The organism is Streptomyces sp. NPDC047315, assembly GCF_040643215.1.
In the GTDB taxonomy this organism is placed as follows: Bacteria; Actinomycetota; Actinomycetes; order Streptomycetales; family Streptomycetaceae; genus Streptomyces.
In genome coordinates this window covers 1-20,679 of sequence record NZ_JBEYTZ010000043.1, presented here as the reverse complement: position 1 = coordinate 20,679, position 20,679 = coordinate 1, and the positions used below count along the sequence as shown (strand labels likewise).

Annotated in this window: 12 protein-coding genes; 1 reads left to right on the top strand and 11 read right to left on the bottom strand. The window is 71.0% G+C overall.

The window, feature by feature from the left end:
• Positions 1–27: 27 nt before the first annotated feature.
• From ABZ842_RS34195 to ABZ842_RS34160, 8 genes are read right to left on the bottom strand one after another with little or no spacing between them, the layout of a single operon-like run.
• Complete coding sequence (locus tag ABZ842_RS34195) at positions 28–1,167, bottom strand: acyl-CoA dehydrogenase family protein (RefSeq protein WP_361546005.1); 1,140 nt, start codon at positions 1,165–1,167, stop codon at positions 28–30.
• 47 nt (positions 1,168–1,214) lie between these two features.
• Entirely contained in the window at positions 1,215–2,915 is a 1,701-nt protein-coding gene (locus ABZ842_RS34190; RefSeq protein WP_361546002.1) for a class I adenylate-forming enzyme family protein, read from the bottom strand.
• Positions 2,912–4,168: an MmgE/PrpD family protein gene (locus tag ABZ842_RS34185; RefSeq protein ID WP_361545996.1), complete on the bottom strand. Its 1,257-nt coding sequence runs from the start codon at positions 4,166–4,168 to the stop codon at positions 2,912–2,914. The genes ABZ842_RS34190 and ABZ842_RS34185 overlap by 4 nt, the downstream gene beginning before the upstream one ends.
• A gap of 19 nt (positions 4,169–4,187) precedes the next feature.
• On the bottom strand, positions 4,188–4,961 hold the full coding sequence (locus ABZ842_RS34180; RefSeq protein WP_361545993.1) for a citryl-CoA lyase: 774 nt from the start codon (positions 4,959–4,961) through the stop codon (positions 4,188–4,190).
• 42 nt (positions 4,962–5,003) lie between these two features.
• Positions 5,004–5,903, bottom strand: coding sequence for an SDR family oxidoreductase (locus tag ABZ842_RS34175; protein WP_361545990.1), 900 nt, complete (start codon positions 5,901–5,903; stop codon positions 5,004–5,006).
• A 39-nt stretch (positions 5,904–5,942) separates the two neighbouring features.
• A complete protein-coding gene (locus tag ABZ842_RS34170; protein ID WP_361545987.1) occupies positions 5,943–7,190 on the bottom strand; it encodes a CoA transferase in 1,248 nt (415 codons plus the stop codon).
• The gene (locus tag ABZ842_RS34165; RefSeq protein ID WP_361545984.1) at positions 7,187–8,368 is read right to left on the bottom strand and encodes an acyl-CoA dehydrogenase family protein; all 1,182 of its coding nucleotides are present in this window, start codon (positions 8,366–8,368) and stop codon (positions 7,187–7,189) included. Before ABZ842_RS34165 ends, ABZ842_RS34170 begins: the two co-directional genes overlap by 4 nt.
• A gap of 54 nt (positions 8,369–8,422) precedes the next feature.
• Positions 8,423–9,166 carry an IclR family transcriptional regulator gene (locus tag ABZ842_RS34160; protein ID WP_361545981.1) on the bottom strand — a complete coding sequence of 248 codons (744 nt, stop codon included), beginning with the start codon at positions 9,164–9,166 and terminating at the stop codon, positions 8,423–8,425.
• Between the two features lie 101 nt (positions 9,167–9,267).
• On the opposite strand from ABZ842_RS34160, the gene ABZ842_RS34155 reads away from it, so the two are divergent.
• Positions 9,268–10,164: a LysR family transcriptional regulator gene (locus ABZ842_RS34155; protein WP_361545978.1), complete on the top strand. Its 897-nt coding sequence runs from the start codon at positions 9,268–9,270 to the stop codon at positions 10,162–10,164.
• A 229-nt stretch (positions 10,165–10,393) separates the two neighbouring features.
• On the opposite strand, the gene ABZ842_RS34150 is transcribed toward ABZ842_RS34155, so the two are convergent.
• The 3 genes from ABZ842_RS34150 to ABZ842_RS34140 form a co-directional block, all read right to left on the bottom strand.
• Positions 10,394–11,398: a 3-oxoacyl-[acyl-carrier-protein] synthase III C-terminal domain-containing protein gene (locus ABZ842_RS34150; protein ID WP_361545976.1), complete on the bottom strand. Its 1,005-nt coding sequence runs from the start codon at positions 11,396–11,398 to the stop codon at positions 10,394–10,396.
• Position 11,399: 1 nt separating this feature from the next.
• Complete coding sequence (locus ABZ842_RS34145; protein ID WP_361545973.1) at positions 11,400–18,428, bottom strand: amino acid adenylation domain-containing protein; 7,029 nt, start codon at positions 18,426–18,428, stop codon at positions 11,400–11,402.
• The coding region (locus ABZ842_RS34140) for an amino acid adenylation domain-containing protein (protein WP_361545970.1) at positions 18,425–20,679 on the bottom strand (2,255 nt) is incomplete at its 5' end. The genes ABZ842_RS34140 and ABZ842_RS34145, both read right to left, overlap by 4 nt.

Here is a 20,679-nt window from a genome sequence, read left to right as displayed (position 1 = left end):
GTAAAGGGGGATGCGGGTGGGAACGGGTCAGCCGCGGAGCAGCGCGCGGCCGATGATGAGCTTCTGGATCTCGCTGGTGCCTTCGTAGATGCGCATGACACGCACGTCGCGGGAGATGCGCTCGACCGTCGTCTCCCGCATGTAGCCCATGCCGCCGTGGATCTGCACGGCGCGGTCGGCGACCCGGCCGGCCATCTCGCTGGCGAACAGCTTGGCGGTGGACGGTCCGATCTTGGTGTCCTCGCCGGTGTCGTACTTCCGGGCGACGTCCAGGACCAGCGCGCGTGCGGCGTCGAGTTCGGCCCTGCTCTCGGCCAGCAGCGCCTGGACGAGTTGGAACCGGCCGATGGGCGCGCCGCCCTGCTTGCTCTCGCGGGCGTGGGCTATCGACTCCTCCAGAGCCCGTTCCGCCTGTCCGACGCAGAGCGCGGCCACGTGGACCCTGCCCTTTGCCAGGGAGCGCATCGCGGCGCTGAAGCCCTTGCCCGCCATGCCTCCCACCAACGCGGAGCGTGGAACGCGGACCTGGTCGAAGAAGACCTCGGAGGTCCAGGCCCCGGCCTGGCCCGTCTTGGCGTCCTTGGGGCCGACGGTCAGACCGGGGGCGTCCTTCTCGACCAGGAGGCAGGAGATCCCGTCCGTGCCCTTCGCCGCTTCGTCGGTGCGGGCGAACACCATGAAGACATCTGCGACGGCGGCGTTGGTGATGAATCGTTTGGCGCCCGAGATCTCGTAGAACCCGTCGCCGGTATCCACTGCGCGGGTCGTCATCCCCGACGGGTCCGAACCCGCCTCCGCCTCGGTGAGCGCGAAGGAGGCCACCGCGCCCTCGGCCAACCGCGGCAGCCAGCGCTCCCGCTGCTCGGGCGAGCCGTAGTTGACCAAGACCTGGCCGGCGATCCCGATGTTGGTGCCGAACATGGAGCGGAAGGCGAGGCTGGTGTAGCCGAACTCGAAGCAGAGTCGGGCGTCCTCCTCGACGGTGGCGTTCATGCCTCCGTACTCCTCGGGCAGGGTGTAGCCGAACAGGCCCATGTCGACGGCCTTGCGACGGATCTCGGCCGGGACCTCGTCGTCGCGTTCCATCTCCCGCTCGCGGGGCACGACGTCCTCGCGGACGAGACGGCGGACGGCGGCCAGGACGGACGCGAATTCGGTGGCTTCCACGGGTGTTTCCTCTTCTCGGGGGCGTGGGTGAGGGCGGCGGGCGGGGTTCAGGCGCATCGGTCCTGGAGGCGCTGTCTCAACTGCGTCTTGAGGACCTTTCCGGTCGGGGTGAGGGGGAGCGCTTCCACCACGTGCAGCTCGCGAATCCGCTGGTAGGGCGCGACCCGGGCAGCGACATGGGCCATGACCTCGTCCAGGAACTCCTGGCCCCGCTCGGCCTCGGCCGTCGACCGCGGGTGCAGCACCACGAATCCGACCGGGATCTCGCCCGATGCAGGATGAGGACGGCCCACCACCGACGCCTGCGCGATCGCCGGATGGGAGCAGAGGAGTTCCTCCAGCGGCTGGGGGTAGACGTTGTAGCCCTTGTAGATGAGCATGTCCTTCGCCCGTCCCACCAGGAAGAGGAAGCCGTTCTCGTCGAGGCGGCCCAGGTCCCCGGTGCGCAGCCAGCCGTCCACGAACTGCTCCGCCGTCAACGCGGGCGCGTCCCGGTATCCGTCGGCGATCTGCGGACCGCGCGCCCAGATCTCTCCGTTCGCGCCCTGCGAACGCAGCGTGACACCGTCCTCGCCACGGATCTCGACCTCGGTGTTGGCGATCGCGACGCCCACGCTGCCCAGCGGCGTGTCGACGTCGGCTCCCGGTGGTGACATCGTCAGGCCCATGGTCGCCTCGCTCAGCCCGTAGCCCTCGGTGACACTCGCCGATGGGAACGCCCGGCGCAGCGCACCCAGGGCGCCGGTGTCGATCGGGGCCGCGCCCGAAGTGATCATGCGTACGGAGGAGAGGTCGCGCCTCCTCAGCTCCGCGCTGCGCAGCATCCCGTAGTACATGGCCGGAGAGCCGGACATGTGGGTCACGCCGTACTGCTCGATGTCGCGGATGAACTGGTCCGCGTCGAACCGTCCGCCGGTGATGACGGCGGTGGCTCCCAGGAGCGTGTTGGCGTTGTGGCCGACCAGTCCGAGGCCGTGGAAGAGAGGGGCGATGGCGATGTTGCAGCCTTCGCCGGGAACGATCGTCCTGGGCGCCGGATCGCTGAGGCGACGGACCCGGACGCCGCCCTCCTCGTCCAGGTACGGCAGCGAAGCGGAGCGCCAGCATCCGGTCTGCACCACATTGGCCACCAGGTTGCGGTGCAGGACGCGGACGGCCTTGGTCCTTCCGGTGGTCCCCCCGGTGAGTTGGAGGTGGGCCACGAGGTCGGGGTCGACGCGGTAGTCCAGCGGCTCCGAGGACAGCAGTTCGGCCAGCGGCACCGAACCCTCGGGCCCCGCCCCACCGCCGTCCGGGGCCGGGCCCGCGGCCGTGGCGGGGACGGTGACGACGAGCCGGACCGCGTCGGAGACGGCGTCGACGAGCGCGGACGCGCAGGCCGGATGGCTGAAGACGGCCTTGGCCCCGCAGTCGGCGAGTTGGGCTCGGAGCGGGCCGAGCGGCTGGGCCGGGTTGAGCGGTGCCACGGCGAGCCCGGCGCAGAGCGCGCCGTAGTAGACGACGATGTACCAGTACGTGTTGGGCATGTGCAGGGCAACCGCGTCACCCGGCTGGAGTCCGCGCTCGCGCAGCCCGCCGGCCACCCGTCGTGCCGAGTCGTGGAGTTGGGCGAAGGTCAGCGTCTCATCGCCGTCCATCAGGGCGATCCGGTCCGGGTACGTGCGGGCCGCTCCCGCGAGCAGGGCGTCCGCGCCGACTCTCGGGATGTCGAGGGACGGCGGCATGTTCTTCGGCCGAACGTGGGTCACGAGCTCTCCAGGCGGCTGTCGAGGGAACGGGCGCTGGGCGTCCGGGGGCGTTGGCGACGGATCGTTTCGGTGAGCAGTGCGCGCGCGGACGCCCAGGTGAGGCCGTTGAGCAGGTGCGGCACGTCGGCACCGCAGGCCGCGAACTTGCGCTCCAGATCGTCCTGGGACGGTGCTCGGAGCGGTGCGCCCGGTGGCTGCGCGAGCCGGGTGTGCAACGTGCCGCCCCGGCCGAGTTCCAGCCGGATGTCCGTCTCGCCCGACAGCAGGCCGTCGCCGCCGGGGACGAGCACGGTCTCGGTCGCGGCGACCAGGCGCCGGGCCTCCGCTCTGGCGACCGCGGCATCGGTGAAGGAGTCGAAGTCCGGGAAGGGATCCAGCAGTGCGGTGGCGACGGCGTACGGCAGGCTGAACTTGCCCTGCAGTCCGGTCGCCGGCCGATCGTGGATCAACGGCCGCACGCTCGCCTCGGGCGTGGTGATCACGATGCGGTCGATGTCCGCGGGGTCGAGGCGCCCGTGGCGTGCCCGTAGCTCGCGGACGGCGGCGATGGGCCGTTGCATGGCGTAGCAGCAGGGATGCAGTTTGACGGCCAGACCACCGGGGATCGCAGGGCCGCCGAGGTCCACCGGGGAACCGGCCGCGCCCACCAGTCGCATCCAGGCTTCGAGGGCACGCGGGTCGGCGGTGGCGCCGGCCCGCGCCAGCCGCGCGGCGCGCACCCCGGCCTCGGCCGCGAACCCGACTTGGAGGGATTTTCCCTGCGTGCCGAAGGCCGCTTGCACTCCCCCCGCTGCCGGGAGGGCCAGCACCAGCGCGGTCGTCAGTTGCTCCGGGGAGAGTCCGAGGGCGACGCCGGCGGCGATCGCGGCAGCAGGCGCGCCCTGGGTGCAGGTGGCGTGCCACCCGGCCGCGTAGTGCGGCCAGCCGAGGGCAGTGCCGAGCCGGGTCATCACCCCGGCCCCGGCCAGATACGCGCGGGCGTCGCCGCCGGCGGCGAGGGCCGCGGAGACCACCACCACGCTCACATGGCTGGTCGATTCCAGCTGTACGTCGTCGAAGTCCAGTACGTGGCCGACCGCCGCCCAGCGCGTGGCGTTCGGCAGGGATTCGGCGATGCGTGCCACCTCGTGGTCCCGGGCGGCCAGTGTGACGGCCAGGGTGTCCCGCAGCGAGCGGTCGGCCAGTGCGAAGTCATGGGCGTCGGGTTCGTACGAGTGCGCCCAGCGGGCGAGGGTCTCGGCGAGGGACGACATGGTCGGTCCTTGGTTCAGGTCAGCGCTGGGGCTGGTAGTCGGTGTGCTCTTCCACGTGCCGGAACAGGGCTTGCGCAGTGCTTTCCGCGGCGCCGCGCGCCGCTTCCTCGGCGATGTGGCCCACGAGACCGACGGCACGGGCGGCCACCACGACCGTGCGGACCTGCTGCCAGGCGAAGCCGAGGTCGGCGAGGACCGCGCCGAAGGCGCCGGCCCCGTTGAGGGTGATGGGCTTGCCCCGGCGGCGCTCCATCTCGGCGTGCACGGCTTGGAGGAGGAGGCTGTGACGGCCGAGGAACCCCCAATCCTCGGCGAGTTGGAAGAAGCGGGCGGTGCGGGGGTCGCGCGGCCGGTGGGTGGGGTGACCGAAGCCGGGCACCTTCTCGCCGCTCTTCTCGTACGCGTCGAGGATCGCCGAGGCGGTCGACTCGGCGCTCTGGCCGTCCGGCGCCGAGTCCAGGGCCTCCTGGAGGGTGCGGGCGGTCAGCTCCATGGCACCGAGGTACACGCTGCCCGCGCCCAGAAGTCCGGCGGCCACGGCCGCCTGGGTGGCCTCGGGGGCGCCCAGCCAGGTGAGGCGGGTGGCCAGGGAGCTGGGAGTGAAGCCGTGCTCGGCGATGCCCACCATCAGGGCGTTGAGCATGTGGGACTCGTTCACGGTCGGCAGCCGTCCCCGGGCGCCGAGGAAGACGAGGTCGGCCAGGCTGGTGTGGCCGATGACCTCCGAACACAGGTCGTAGCCGTAGATGTTGATGGAGTCGGTGGTGGAGTGGCCGATGCGGGTGGTGTACATGACTGCCCTTTCACAGTGGCGCCTGCGTGTTTCCGCTCTGATTCAGACGGAGGGGACCAGGGTCGGCGGAGCCGACGGGAGGTCGGCCAGCGCCGCGTCGAGAGCCGCGAGCGTCCAGCGGCCCGTGCTCTGATGGGTCTCTCGCACCGCCCAGCCGTCGTACACGTCGATCCGGCCGCCCCGGATCATCAGCAACTGGCCGTTGGCCCGGCACTCCTCGGCCGCGAGCCAGGCGACGAGCGGAGAGACGTTCGCCGGGTCCCAGGCGTCGAACTCACCGTCCCGGGGTGCGAGTTTCTCGGCGAGCCCCGGGGTTTCCATCGTCATGCGGGTGCGGGCGACCGGCGCGATGGAGTTGACCCGTACGCCGTAGCGCTGCAGTTCACGGGCGGCTACCACGGTCATCGCCGCGATGCCGGCTTTGGCGGCGGCGTAGTTGAGCTGACCGGGGTTGCCGCGCAGACCGGACCCTGACGAGGTGTTGATCACCGAGGCGCGGACGGCGCGCCCCGCCCTCGTCCGCTCGCGCCAGTGGGCGGCAGCGTGGTGGAGCGGGGCGAAGTGGCCTTTGAGGTGGACCGAGACGACCCTGTCCCACTCGGCCTCGGTCATCTTCGCGATGGTCGCGTCGCGGGTGACGCCGGCGTTGTTGACCAGGATGTCCAGGTCGCCGTAGTGCTCGACGGCGAGGTCGACCATGGCGCGGGCGGCGGCGAAGTCGTCGGCGCGGCCGGTGTCGGCGACCGCCTGTCCGCCCGCCGCCCGGATCTCCGCGACGACCTCATGGGCGGGTCCCTGGTCGGCGCCTTCGCCGTCCCCCGCGACGCCGGGGTCGTTCACCACGACGCTGGCACCCTCGGCGGCGAGCAGAAGGGCGTGTTCCCGCCCGAGTCCGCGCCCGGCGCCGGTGACGATCGCCACGCGCCCTTCGAGGCTTCCCATGGAGCATCATCCTTCGGGAGTAGGGGTTGATGAGAGGGGTCAGGGCGAGCCGGGGGCGCCGATGGCCCCGGTCGCTCGCAGCCGGGCTATCTCGTCGTCCGCGTATCCGGCCCGGCGCAGGACGTCGTCGGTGTGCTCGTCGAACAGGGGTGCCCGGCGAACGGCGGGCGGCCCGTTCCCCGCGAGACGGATGGGGGTCGCGGCGATGGTCACGGGCCGGTCCAGGCCCGGGTGTTCGACCTGCTGGAGCATGCCGCGGGCGGCGAGGTGCGGGTCTTCGAAGAGCGCGTCCGCAGTGTTGACCGGTCCGAAGGGAACCCTGCCGCCGAGGAGGTCCGCCAGCTCGGCGCGGGTGTGGCGGGCGGACCATTCGCCGACCGCGTCCAGGACGTCGGCCTGGTGCGCCACCCGGTCGGTGTTGCGGGCGTAGCGCGGGTCCGTGCCCAGCTCGGGCCGGCCCATCGCCTCGCAGAGCAGCCTCCAGTGGTGGTCGGCGGGCGCCGCCGCCAGGGCGATGAAGCCGTCGGCGGCGGGAAAGAGGCCGAAGGGGCAGAGCAGGGGGTGCGCGTTGCCCTCGGGTCCTGGCACCGCACCGGTGTACGAGTGCTGGTAGACGATCCGCTCGCAGGCGGCCACCACCGCGTCGTACATCCCCACGTCCACGAAACGGCCGCGCCCGGTGGTCTCGCGTTCGCGGACCGCCGCCAGCGTCCCGACGGCCGCGAACAGGGCGGGCACGATGTCGCCGAAGCCGGGCCCCGTCTTCACGGGCGGACCTCCGGCCGGGCCGGTGATCCCGAGCAGTCCGCCCATCGCCTGGGCGACGATGTCGAAGCTGGGCCAGTCCTGGACCGGGCTGCTTCCGGTGCGCGGGTCGCCGAAGCCGCGCACCGCCGTGTAGACCAGCCGCGGGTTGATCCCGGCGAGTTCCTCGTAGCTCAGGCCGTGCCTTTCCATCACGCCCGGTCGGAAGTTCTCCACCAGGACGTCCGCAGTGGTGGCCAGGCGGCGGATCACGGCGCCGCCGTCCTGTGAGGTCAGGTCGACGACCAGGCCCTGCTTGTTGCGGTTGACGCTCTGGAAGTACCCGCCGTACGCCTTCAGTTCGTCGTCCTCGGCGTAGGGGCCCTGGTCGCGGACCATGTCGCGGAACGGGGGCTCCACCTTGAGGACGGTGGCACCGAGATCGGCGAGGACCATGGTGCAGAACGGCCCGGCGAGCATGCGGCTGAGGTCGAGGACGGTCAGCCCCGCCAGCGGCCCGGTGGTCGGCGTCCGGGCGGTCATCGTCCGCGGCCCAGCAGCGTGTCGGAGATGATCTTCAGCTGAATCTCCGAGGTGCCCTCGAAGATCTTGGTGAGCCGGGCGTCGCGCCAGTGGCGCTCCACCGCGAAGTCCGTGGTGTACCCGGCGCCGCCGTGGATCTGGATGCCCTCGCTGGTGACGCGCTCCGCCATCTCGGTGGCATGCAGCTTCACCATGGACGCCTGGAGGTTGGACGGGCGGCCCGCGTCGTAATCGGCGCAGATCTGGTGCAGCAGCGCCCGGGACGCCTCGATCCGCGTCGCCATGCCGGCGATCTTGAAACGGATCGCCTGCTTGTCCGCGATCGGCTTGCCGAACTGCACCCGCTCCTTCGCGTACGCCACCGAGTCCTCCAGCGCGCCGCGAGCCAGGCCGATGGCGCGGGCCGCCGTGTGGATCCGGGCGATCACCAGGTCCCCCATGGCGACCTTGAAGCCGTGGCCCTCCTCGCCGACGGTCATCCCGGGCTCGACCCGGGCGTTGTCGAACGACAGCTCCCAGGTCTTCCAGCCGTGGTAGCCGATCTTGCGCACCGGCGTCCCGGTGACGCCCCCGGGGAGCGTGCCGCGCTCCTTGGGCAGCAGGAAACAGGTGATGCCGCGGGATCGGTGCAGCGGGTCCACCGGCCGGGTGCGGGCGAACACCTGGAGGTAGTCGGCGCCGTCGGCGAACGTGCACCACATCTTCTGCCCGGTGATCCGCCAGCCGCCGTCACTGTCCGGCTCGGCGCGGCAGCTCAGGTTCGCCACGTCCGAGCCGGCCTCGGCCTCGGAGAGCGCGAACGCGCTGAGGAACTCCCCGCGTGCCATCTTCGGCAGGTATTCGGCCCGCTGCTCGGGGCTGAAGCCGTGCGTGAACTGCTGCCCCCGGGCGATCAGGCTGGCCACGCTCATCCAGCCGCGCGCCAACTCCTCGACGATCAGCGCGTACTCGGACACGCCCATGCCCAGCCCGCCGTACTCCTCGGGAATGAGGATCCCGAAGAATCCGAGGTCGGCCATCTTGTCCCGCAGCTCCATGGGGATCTCGCCGGCGACCGGGTCGAGCGCGTCGGCCGCCGGCAGCACCTCGCGGGCGACGAACTCCCGCGCCAGGTTCCTGATGGCCAGTCGGTCCGCCGTAAGAAACGTTTCTGCGGGGGATTCGGTGTGCATGTCCATCCCGTGTTCCTCCCTTCGCGCCGCGGGGGCGCCGATGTGGGGTGGGTCGCGTTCTCAGTCGGCGAGCGCCGCGGTGACGGCCACGGCGGTCGCCCGGAGCTGCCGCGCCCACCGAGGCACTCGTTGGGGATCGAACCGGCTGTCGGGCAGGGAGAGGCCGATCCCCGCGACGGGACGGCCGGACAGGCCGACGACGGCGGTCCCGACCGCGGACACCCCCTCGCGGTTCTGGCCCCGGTTCACCGCGTATCCCTTCGCGCGGGTCTCGGCGACCGCGGCCCGAAGCTCGCACGGCTCGGTGACGGTGCTCGGGGTGAGTCTCGGCACGGGCCGGGCGAGCACCCGTTCCACCTCGTCGTCCCCCAGTAGGGCGAGGAAGGCGAGACCCGTGGAGGTCGCGGTGATCGGGGAGGTCGTGCCGAGCTGATTGATCGTGCGGACGGGGTGGAGACAGTCGACCCGTTCGATCAGCACCATCCGGAACGGACCGTCGGGAACCTGCAGGGTGACCGTCTCGCCGGTGAGCTCCCCCAGCTCCCGCATCGGGCCGATCGCCGACTCGCGCACCCCACCGTCCTGCAGGGCTGCCGTGCCGAGGGTGAGCATCCGCGTCGTCAGCACCCACCGGGTCTGCTCCTGGCCCACGGACCGGAGCCACCCCTCGGCAGCCAGCGACTGGACGAGGCGCTGCACCGTCGACTTGGGCAGCGCACAGCGACGGGAGAGTTCGCCGACACCGATGGGCTGGTGCCCGGCGACCGTTTCGAGGACGCGCAGGGTGCGATGGACGGCCTGCATCGGATTCCCCCTCGGCTCGACGGTTCGTTGACCGGCACGCTATGCCGCTCACCGGCACCGGTGAAGCCTTGAGATTCCTTGAGAATGGGTAGGCAGTGCCTATGGAAAGACGTCACCTCGCCTACTTCCTCGCGACCGTGGAGGCCGGCAGCATCTCGGCCGCTGCCCGTCAGCTCCACCTGAGCCAGCCCTCGGTCTCCCAGGCCATCCGGGAACTCGAACGCGAACTGCGCACCCCGCTCGTCGTACGAGGGCGGAAGCTGACCCTGACCCCCGCCGGCCGGGCCCTCATCGGCCCCGCCCGACGGACCCTGCGAGCCTTCGACGGCGTACGGGCAGCGGTGGAGGAGGTGGACCGGCTGGCGGCCGGACAGCTCGACTTGACGGTGGTACCCGCCTGCGCGGTGGACCCCGCGGTACGGCTCATCACCGCCTTCCGGGAGCGCTATCCCGGTGTCCGCGTACGAGTGCGTGAGGCCGCCAACGGCACGGGGGGCTTCGACTCGCTCCGCCGCGCCGAGGCGGAACTACTGCTCCACGACCATCCCGCGCCCTATCCGAAGCACCGGGCCGTCCCGGTGGCGCCCGGCCCCCTCATGGCGGTCTTCCCGCCCGGTACCCATCTGCCCGACGGTCCCGTGGGGCTCGCGGAGCTGTCCCGTCACGAAGTGGTGATGGGTGCCTCGGCCGACTCCGCGGTCGGGACCTGGATCAGCACCGAACTCGCCGCGAGCGGGCTTCCCGCCCTCACCGTCGCCGTGGACAGCGCGCACCGCGACGCCGTCGTCCACTTCGTCCTGGCAGGCGCGGGAGCCACGGTCCTGCCGGAGTCGGCGGCGCGGCCTGCCGGTCTCCTGGGTGCGGTGATCAGGGACGTGGACTTCACCGTTCCGCGGCACTGCTTCCTCTATCACCGGATCGGCCCGCTCTCGCCGGCGGCGCGGGCGCTGGTCGCCCTCGCCGAGGAACGAGCGGAGAACCCGCCCGCACGCGATTGAGCCGGCCCGGGCGACCCGACGAGTCCCCGAGACGGAGGGCGACGCCGGCCGGCGGGACACCGGTGGCTGAGAAGAGCTTGCCAGCTGCAGCAGGACCATCGACGCGCTCCAGCGTCACCGATACCGCACCCGGCATGTCGTCGCAGACGGTTCCGACACCACCCGCAACATGAACCCAGCCAGTGGGGGCAGCGGCGGGCGTTCTCCGCCCCTGCCCCCAAAGGAGTCGTTACAGATAGTGGGTCGCCGCGCCGTCGCCTGTCTCCACCAGGAGCATGCTCCACGCCGCGGCCGGGCTCGCACTGAGAAGGACCGCTCGTTGTCCCTGGGCGAGGGTGCCGCTTCCGAGTTCCGCGTGCAGGTTCAGCAGGATGTCGTTCGGGCCGAGGTGTCCGTACTGCCGCAGGGTGTCGAAGCAAGTGTTGCTGATCTTGATGCCGAGGGCTTCCTCGGTGAATCGGAAGGCGCCGGTGGAGAGGTTGTGGCTGAGGTAGCAGCTGATGTCCTGCGGATCGAGGCCGTTGCGTTCCAAGAGGCGACGGTGCATCTCGCGCAGGCGGTGTCGAGTCTCCGCGGCCAGGGTGAAGGTGTAACCGGTGATCTCCCGGCACTCCTCGCGCCACTGGTCGGTCGGCCGGTCCCGGTACTCGACCCGGAACAGGTCCCAGTAGGCGCCGTTGGTCGCCTGGAGGATGTCGAGGATGCGGATCGGTCCGCTGCGGGACACCACCATCGCCGCCCCGCCGTCGCCGCTGACCGTCACCGGATGTCGATAGCGCAACGGCGTCGGTGGTTTGCTGCCGTGGGCTACTAGGACGTGGTCCATGTCCCCGTCGGCGGCGAGCAGCCCGCGGGCCGCGAGCAGGGCCGGGGTGAGGGAGACGCAGCCGAGCCCGCCGACGGAGAACGTCACCGCCCGGTCCGCGCCCAACTGTGACTGAAGGCGGGTGGCGGTGGAGCTCATCAGCGTCTGTGGTGCCCGGGCTTCGATCACGATCAGCGCGCCGACGTCGGCCGCGGTCAGGCCCGCCTCTCCCAGGGCCCGGTGTGCCGCGCCGGCGGCGAGGTCGTACGCCGACAGGGTTGCGTCCGCGCGGACCTCGTCGATGCCGAGCCGCACGCAGCACTCCCGTTCCGTGTCACTGAGCCGGTCGAGACCGGGGAGCTCGGTCACACGCAGCGCGGTATCGGGCTGGTGGAAGGCGAGCGCCCGCACCGCCGTCGTCGGCGCCACGTCAACCCACCCCGTCCGTGTCCTCAGCCGCGGCGAGTTCGATGAACGCCTCGACGAGGTGGTCGGCGAAGACCTCCATGTCGGCGTCAGCCACCGTGCCGCGGGACGCCACACCGATCTCCAGCACCCCATCGATCACTTGGGTCGCCACCACGACCGGTACCTGGTCAAGTACGGCCTGCGGAGGGGCGAACAGGACTGCGGACCGCAACCGGACCCAGTCGCCGCCGAGTCTGACGAGCCCGTTGCTGGCGTTGGCCAGGTGCTCGACCAGCACCTGGGGTTCCGGGACGTCCCGCAGCTGTGCGACCTCGGGGGTGTGCGGGCTGAGATGGCGCAGGACGCCGTAGCCGATGCCGTCGTTCGGCACCGAGAGGGCTGCGCCCGCCGCGTTGAGCACGTCTGTCGCGCGCGCCCCGGAGGGGACGGTGACGAAGGCCGGGAACAGATGGGTGAACCATCCCAGTGACGTGCTCCGATCGCCGTGCCACAGCGCGTTGGGCGCGGCTCCCATGCCCAGGGTGCTCAGATAGGCGTCAGGAGTGCCCCGCCAGCGCGACCAGGCAGTCGCGGCCACAGCGATGGCGGCCTGCTGTCCGCGTGGGCCGCTGTCAGCCAGCAGGCTTGCGGGACGGCTCGCGACGGTACGGCGCACCACGCTCGGCGGCGAGCCGGGCGGGCCGTTCTCGGTCAGCGGGGCCTGCTGGGACCCCATGCTCATGATTCCCCTCCAGTAGGGGAGTTCGCTGGCGATCTCGTCGGACGTGGACATGGCCCGCAGGTGGCGGGTCCACTCCCGCCAGGCGGGCCGGCGGATGGTGGTCACACGGTTGGCCAGCGCCGCGTTCAGGTCCTCGACCAGCGGTACGGGTGACAGCGCGTCGAAGACGAAGTGGTGGGCGACGAAGAGGATCACACCTGGTCGCTCCGCCCCGCGGTCGTAGAACCTGACTCGCAGTGCCGGCCCCCGGCTGAGGTCGATGTCCTTGGCGAGTTCGTCGACGTCGGCGGCCAACTGGCTCTGGAGCTGCTCCTCGTCGAGTGGCGGCAGCACCCTGGCGTCCACCAGGGGTGCGTTCTCCCGCTCGGCGCACTCGACGCGCCAACCGAGGCTGTTGTGACGGAAGCGGTAGCGCAGGGGTTCTTGGATCTCGACCAGTCGCTCGAAGGCCGCCCGGACCGCCTCAAGGCGCACCCCTGGGACGGTTTCCAGGGCGAGGGGGGCGATGAAGTCCCGCAAATTGTCACCGGACTTGCTCAGCATCGCCTGCATCCACGGGCTCGGGGGCACCGGCTCCGTAAACGCGGCGACGCGGGGCGCGGTGGTGGCGGTGGTGGCGGTGGTGACGAGTTGCGGTGGGTGGCCGAGGTCCTGGACGGCGACGGCGGCGAGCTCCCGCAGGGTCGGGTGGCTCAGCACGTCGTGGGGCGTGAGGTGCAGGCCCAGCTGTGCCGCGCGGGAGGCGACGCCCACACTCAGCATCGAGTCACCGCCGATGCGGAAGAAGTTGTCGCCCGGGGACACCGTCCCGATGCCGAGCAGATCGGTCCAGATCTCCCCCAAGACGCGTTCGATCTCCCGCTGTGCCCCGTCAACGGGGTCTGCGCCCGTCGTCGTCACTGCTGTCAACCCGCTCGTACTGGAGTGGTCGTCGGGCATCTGCGTCTCCCTCATCCCGTTGCGGTCGAGCTTTCCGTTGCTCGTCTTGGGCAGGTGGTCGTGGTGCGCCACACGGCCGGGCACCATGTAGGCGGGCAGCTCGCGGGCGACCCAGGCGAGCAGTTCGTCGTCTGGGGGCAGGTCCTCGCCGGCGACGTGGGCCACGAGGAGAGGGGCGCCCGACGGTTGCCGTTCCCCGACGACGAGGGCTTCCCGGACCTGGGGGTGGTCCAGCAGGCTCCGCTCGACTTCGGCGGGCTCCACACGGTGGCCGCGCAGTTCGAGTTGATGGTCGCTACGGCCTGCGAAGGCGAGGGTGCCGTCGCGTCGGACCCGGGCCACGTCGCCGGTGCGGTACATCCGGGCTCCCGGTTCGTCTGCGAACGGGTCGGCGACGAACCGGGTCGCAGTCAGCGCTGGCTTGTCGTGGTAGCCGCGGCCCACGCTGATCCCGCCGATGAAGACCTCGCCGCGCTGGCCAGCGGCGACGGGTCGGCCGCGCTGGTCCAGCAGGTACACCCGGGTGTTCGGCAGCGGCTTGCCGATGTCAGGGAGCGGCTGTTCCGCAGCCGCCTCCCCGGGGGCTGTTCCGGCTTCGGCCACGACTCCGGCGGTGGCGCAGACGGTGCATTCGGTCGGTCCGTACACGTTGAGCAGGGTGAGCGCGGAGTCCCGGGGCGGCCTCGCACGTAGCACGTCACCGCCGGTGGTCAGGCTGCGCAGTGCGAGACCCGGCACGTCAGGGGTGTCCGGGAGCATCAGTTCGGCCAGGGGCGTCGGCAGGCAGGCCACCGTCACGCCGTGTTCGGCGAGTTCCCCGAGGAGGTTCGCCGGGGTCTGGAGAACGTCGTCCACGAAGCACAGGGGTGTGCCGTGGTGGAGGGCGGCCATGACTTCGAGCACGGCCAGGTCGAAGCCGGGTGCGGACAGCTGGGCCATCCGGTCCCCGGTGGTGAGCTCGACCTCCTCGCCCCACCAGCGCAGCAGGTTGATCAGGCTGCGGTGTTCGACCTCGCAGCCGAGGGGGCGTCCGGTGGTGCCCGACGTGTGCGACACATAGGCGAGGTGCGCCGTGCCCGCCCGCTGCGGCGGAGGACCGTCATGGTCCCCCTCGGCGTCCCTCTGCGCGTCCACGCCAGTGGCGCTGATGTGCACGAGCGGACCGTGACCGTCCTCCAGGACACCGGCGGCACCGGTTCCGACGAGGGTTGCGGAGGAGGAGATGCCGGCGAGGATGCTCCGTATGCGCTGCTCCGGCACGCCGAGGTCGATCGTGGCGAAGGCGCCGCCCGCCTTGTGCACGGCGAGCCAACCGACCACGAGTTCCACACCGCGTTCCGCGAGCACGGGCACCACGCTGTCGGGGCCGACTCCGTGTTCCACGAGCCGCCACGCCAGCCGGTTCGCCTGCTGTTCGATCGTCTGGTACGTGTGCTCGCCAGCCCTGTCGACGACGGCGATCTCGTCCGGGCGCTGCGCGGCGTGCGCCTCGAAGGCCCGGCTGACCAGGCGGCCCTGCGTCACGTCACGGCACACACCGGTGAGGAGACCCGCCGCGTCGCCGTCTTCCAGCAGTTCTTCCAGGGGCCGGTCCGGGTTCCGCATGGCAGCTGCCGCGATGCGCTGGAACAGCTCGACGAGGTGGCGGGCGGTGGCCGGTTCGAAGAGGTCGACGGCGTACTCCAGGTAGCCGTCCATCGGAACGCCGTCCTGGTCGTACAGGCCGAAGGTGAGGTCGAACTTGGAGGTTCCCGGGGCGACTCCGGAGACCGCGGGAAGATCGTCCTCCATGCTCACCATGGTCAGGTCCAGCAGGTCGTAGGACGCCCTGGTGGTGTTCTGGTGGGTGTAGCAGACCGTGAAGATCGGGTGTCGAGAGGGGTCGCGGTGGTCGGCTTCCGCGACGATCTGCGCGAACGGGATCTCCTCGTGGTCGAGCACCCCGGTGGCGGTGGTCGCGCAGCGGGCCACCAGTTCCCGGAAGCTCAGCCCGGCGTCGACGCGGGTGCGGAACGGAAGGAGGTTGTTGAAGTAGCCGATCAGCCCGTGTGTCAGCGGGTTGAACCGGCCCGTGGTCGCGGCGCCCACGACGACGTCCCGTTGCCCCGCCCACAGTGCCAGCACCGTGTCCACCACGGCGAGCATGGTGACGAAGTTCGTCGTGTTCTCTCGCACGCTGAACGCGCGCAGTTGTGCCGCGACGTCCGGGTCGAGTGCGAACGGCACACTGCCGCCGCGGTGGGACTGGGTCGCCGGGCGTGGGTGGTCGAGCGGCAGTTCGGCCGGGCGCAAGCCACTCAGCTCCGTACGCCAGAAGTCCAGTCCGCGTGCCATCCGCTGCCCCTGCAACCACTGGCCCTGCCAGGCCGCGAAGTCGGCGTACTGGGCGGGCAGCGCCGGCAACTGGGCCGCGGGCCCACCTCGACGCGCGGTGTAGTAGGCGGACAGCTCCCCGAAGAAGACGGCAGGCGTCCACCCGTCGAAGACGATGTGGTGCCAGGTGTGTTGGACGAGGTGCTCCTGAGCTCCGGTCTTGATGATCGCGGTGCGGAACAGCGGCCCCCGCGCGAGGTCGAAGGGTTCGCTCGCCTCGTGCTCCATCGCCTGGGCCAGTTCGGCGGTGCGTCGCTCGTCCGGGAGCGCGGAGAGGTCGAGGAACGTCACGTGCGGCTCGGGCACCTCATCAAGTGCGTAGGGGCGACCGTTCTCGTCCCCGATGCGGGTGCGCAGGACCTCGTGCCGGTCCACCACGTCGCGCACGGCGCCCCGATAGGCGTCGAAGTCCAAGTCTCCGACGTAGCGCAGCACGATGGGGATGTTGTAGAGGGGGGTGCCCGGGTGGAGCCGGTCCAGATACCACAGCTGCTCCTGGTTCATCGACAGCGGCAGGCGGCCGGGGCGTGGAATCGGTGGGATCGTCCAGTCCTCTCGCTCCGCTCCCCCGGCCGCAAGGGCGTCGATGCGCCCGGCCAGCTCGCCCAGTACTGGGTACTCGTGCAGGTCGGCGAAGGTCAGCTGGACACCGTGACGTTCCTGGACCTGGCGCAGTACGGTGATGCCCGCGATCGACGTGCCGCCAAGTTCGAAGTAGTTGGCATCCGTGTCAACGTCGTCGGCCTTGAGGACGCCGCTCCAGATCTCGACCAGTGTGCGTTCGATGTCGTCTTGTCGGCTCGGGCGTTCCGATGCCGCCGGTGAAGCGGGCTCTGCGGCGCCGACCAGGTGGATGTCCAAGGGGGAGCCGGGCGGGCGGCACCAGCAGGACACCTCGTCGACGTCGAAGGGGTAGGTGGGCACTTCGATGCGGGGCATGCCGCCATGGGCGTAGTACCGGCTCCAGTCGAGGTCCACCCCGTGCTCGTAGAGTTCGGCGAGGGCGGCGAGTACGCCCTGACGGGTGGGGTTCTCGAATAGTCGCACCACGGGCAGCTCAGGGGCGACCCGGGCGATCTCCCGGCACAGGACTCCCTCCGCCGCCAGTTCGACGACCACGGCCCCTTCCTCGGCGAGGCTGTGCACGGCACGGCGTAGCCCGGCCTCGTCGACCTGGCCGACGACGGCGGCATCCGCCGCCTTCTGACGTGCGTCCGCGGCCGTCGACGGGCTCTGGATGGCCCGGACCGCGAAGTTGCCGACACCGGAGCCGACCAGTCGTGCCTCGGTCAGTCCCAGGGAGCGTGCCAGTTCGTAGACCGCGCACTGCCGGGCGTGCAGCAGCGCGCCGGGGGTGGCGCCGTCCGGGTCGGCGAGCTCGGGGAAGGCCGCACGCAGTCGTGACCACACCGCGTCGCCGAGGTCGCCGTCGCCGGACAGCAGGAGGACCAGGGGGGCCGCCGTCATCGGCTCCGGTCCACCGCCGTGTCGTAACGCCCTTAAGCAGAGAGCTAGTTCACCGGTGTCGTGCGCGGTGCCCGCCCATCGATAGGGGTGGTCGTCGCGCCCGTGGTTCAAGGCATGGGTGACCGTGGGCAGGTCGTGTTCGGTTCGGTCGAGGAAGTCGGCGACGCGCTGCGCGTACGCTTCGAGTGCTGAGGGCGATTTGGCGGAGAGCGTCACCAACTCGACGTCCGGCCCTGCCGGTGCCGACAGCGGCACGGGGGCGGGCGGTTCCTCGATGACGGCGTGGACGTTGGTCCCAGTCAGGCCGAAGGAACTCACACCTGCTCGACGGGTTCGGCCGGCCGCACGCGTCCAACCCGTCGCGACCTCGTCGACGTGGACCGGGCCAGTGAAGTCAATCAGCGGATTCGGCGACTGGAAGTGGGGGTTGGGGTATCGGGTGCCGTGTCGCAGCGCGGCGAGCACCTTGAAGAGGCCCGCCACTCCTGCCGCGTGGTTGAGGTGTCCGATGTTTCCCTTGATGCCGCTGATTCCGCACGGTTCGCTCACCCCGGCAGTGAGGAACGCGCGCCTCAGTCCCTCGGCCTCCACCACGTCGCCGAGCCGGGTGGCGGAGCCGTGTGCCTCGACGTAGTCGACCGGCGCGACACCGGCCTCCCGCCAGGCTTCCAGAATCACCTCGGTCTGCCCTCGTGGGCTCGGCGCGCTCATGCTGGTGGCGCTGAATCCGTTGTGGTTCACGCAGATGCCTCGTACGACGGCGTGGATGTGGTCGCCGTCCGCCAGGGCCTCGTCGAGGCGTTTGAGGAGTACGAGACCACCGCCCTCGCCGCCGGTGCAGCCGTCCGCCGCGGCGTCGAAGGGGCGGCACACCCCCTCGGGGGACTCCAGGCCGATCATGGGTTCGCGGCTGCTCTCGGCCGCCAGGACCGGGTAGAGGCTGAGCCCGCCGGCGATCGCCAGGTCGGAGCGCCCGGTGCGGAGGGCCTCCACGGCTGTGGCGATCGCGGTCAGGCTCCCGCTGCATGCGGTTTCCACCGTCAGCGAGGGCCCGGCGAAGTCGAAGAGGTACGAGATCCGCGCCGCCGCCGCTGCGGGGTGCGCGCCGAGGATCTGCTGCGGGTCGCTGTCCGTGTACAGGGTCGCGTAGTGGGGTTCAGGGGTGCTGAGGACGACCGCGGTCCGAGATCCCCTCAGTTCTCCGGGCGCGTAACAGGCGTTCTCGACGGCCCGGTGGGCGAGTTGCGCGGTCATGCGCTGGTGCGGGTCCATCAGCTCGGCCTCGCGCTGGGAGAGTCCGAAGAACCGGTGGTCGAAGAGGTCGATCCGGTTCAGATAGCCCATCTTGAGATAGTCGAGACCCCCCGGTGCACCGGCGAAGTGCGCCCGCTCCTTGTCCGGCCTTCCGACGCTGCACCGCCCGGCGATCAGGTTGTGGTGCAGGGCGTCGAGGTCATCGGCATCGGGAAGGGCCAGTGCGACGCCGATGATCGCCACGGCCTCCTGGTCGCAACGGCTCCTGCTCTTCACAGCTCGTACCCCGATTCGTCAGTGGTTTCACCGGTGGGTGTGTCGTCGAGCAGCCGGGCCATCGCCTCGACCGTGGTGTGTTCGAACAGTGCGCTCAGCTCCACGGGACGGGCGGTGAGGTCGGCGAGCCGGCTGCTGAGGGCCAGCAGGGACAGCGAGGTCCCCCCGGCGTCGAAGAACTTGTCGTGCACGCCGATGTCGTCCCGGTCGAGCAGGTCCGCCCAGATCGCGGCGATCGCACGTTCGGTGGCCGTGCGCGGCCGTACGAGGGCCGTCTCGGGCCGGGCTTCACCAGCGCCGGGGACGGGGAGCGCCTTGCGGTCGACCTTGCCGTGTTTGGTCAGCGGTAGGTCGTCGAGCTCCACGAAGACCGAGGGCACCAGATGGTCCGGCAGGCGCCGGGCGAGGTACGGACGCAGCTCCGCCTCCCCGACGCGTGGCGACGCCGTCCCGGGTCCTTCCGTTGCGCCGGCAGCGACCACGTAGGCCACCAGGCGCAGCCCTCCGGAGCCGCCGGGGCTCGGGTGGGCCGCGACCACGGCGCGGGCCACCCCGGGGTGTGTCATCAGTGCGGTCTCGACCTCGCCCGGCTCGACCCGGAACCCTCGGATCTTCACCTGGTCGTCGGCGCGCGCTCGGAACACCAGTTCACCTTCCTTCGTCCAGGTCACCAGGTCACCGCTGCGGTACATGCGTTCGCCGGCGGCGTCGAAGGGGTTGGCCACGAAGCGCTCGGCCGTGGTCTTCGGCTGTCGTGCGTATCCGCGCGCCAGGCCGGAACCCGCGAGGTACAGCTCGCCCTCCACCCCTGGTGGAACGGGCCGCAGTCGGTCGTCGAGGACGTAGGCGCGCGTGTTGTCCAGGGGCCGTCCCACCGGGACGGCCGCGCCGAGCCGGGTGCCTCCCGCGATCCGGTGGCAGGTGGCGAAGACCGTCGCCTCGGTGGGTCCGTACACATTGACGACCTCGGTGTCCGGGCAGGCCCGCAACACCCGGGCCACGGCGTCGGCAGGCACTTGTTCGCCGCCGGCCAACACCTCCCGGAGCCCCGAGAAGCTCTCGGGGCGCTCCGCGGCGATCACCGAGAAGAGGCCGGCGGACATGCACACCGCGGTCACCTGCTGCTCCGCCACGGCTGTCGCGAGAGCATCGACGTCCAAGCGGCCCGGTGGGGCGATATGGATTCGGCCGCCGTTCAGCAGTGGTATCCACGTCTCGTACGCCGAGACGTCGAAAGTCGGCGCCGAGTGCATCAGGACCCGGTCGTGGGCGCCGCCGGGCCATCGCCGGTCGGAGGCGAGGTCCACCACGGCGCGATGGCTGACCCCGGCGCCCTTGGGCACGCCAGTCGAGCCGGAGGTGTGGATGACGTACGCCAACCGGTCCGGGAGGCCCGGGTCGGGCAAGTCGTCCGCCGGCTGTGCGGCAACGTCCGCGGCGACGGCCTGGGCGTCGACGATCAGCTGCGGGCACGGGTGCTCGGGCAGAGCTGACGCCACCGTCGAGGTGGTCACGAGCAGTTGGGGCCGGGAGTGCCGCAGCAGTTGCTCCAGGCGCTCCGCGGGATGGTCGTGGGCAAGCGGCACGTAGGCTCCGCCGGCCTTGACCACGGCGAGTACCGCCACGACGTACTCCAGTGACCGCGGTACGGCCACCGCGACGGTGGACTCCTGGCCGACACCGTGGCGGAGGAGTTCGCGGGCGAGTCGGTTGGCGCGGTGGTTGAGTTCGCGGTAGGTCAGGGTGCGGTCGTCGCTGACGACGGCGATCGAGTCCGGTGTGGCGGCGGCCTGCCGTTCGAAGAGCGCGGGGATCGTGAGGTGGGGGGTGGGTGCCTTCGTGTCGTTCACTTGGCGCACCACGAGGTCCCGCTCGGCAGGCGTCAGCGCGTCGACCGCGCTGAGCGGTCTCCGTGCGGCAGCGGCGCATTCGGTGATCAGACGCACGTAGCGGTCTGCCAGGGCCTGTGCGGTGCTGTGGTCGAACAGGTCGGTGGCGTACTCGACGAGCCCGCTGAGTCGCTGTTCGCTCCCCATGGGTGGCTCCTCGACGTGGAAGAGCAGGTCGAACTTGGCAGTGCCGGTCGTGACCTGGACGGGTGCGGCCGTCACGCCGGGCAGTTCGATGCCTCCGGTACGGCCCTGCCATGAGAACGCCACCTGGAAGAGGGGGTGGTAGGCGGTGGAGCGTTCGGGGTTCAGTGTTTCGACGAGTCGCTCGAACGGGATGTCCTGATGATCGAAAGCGTTCA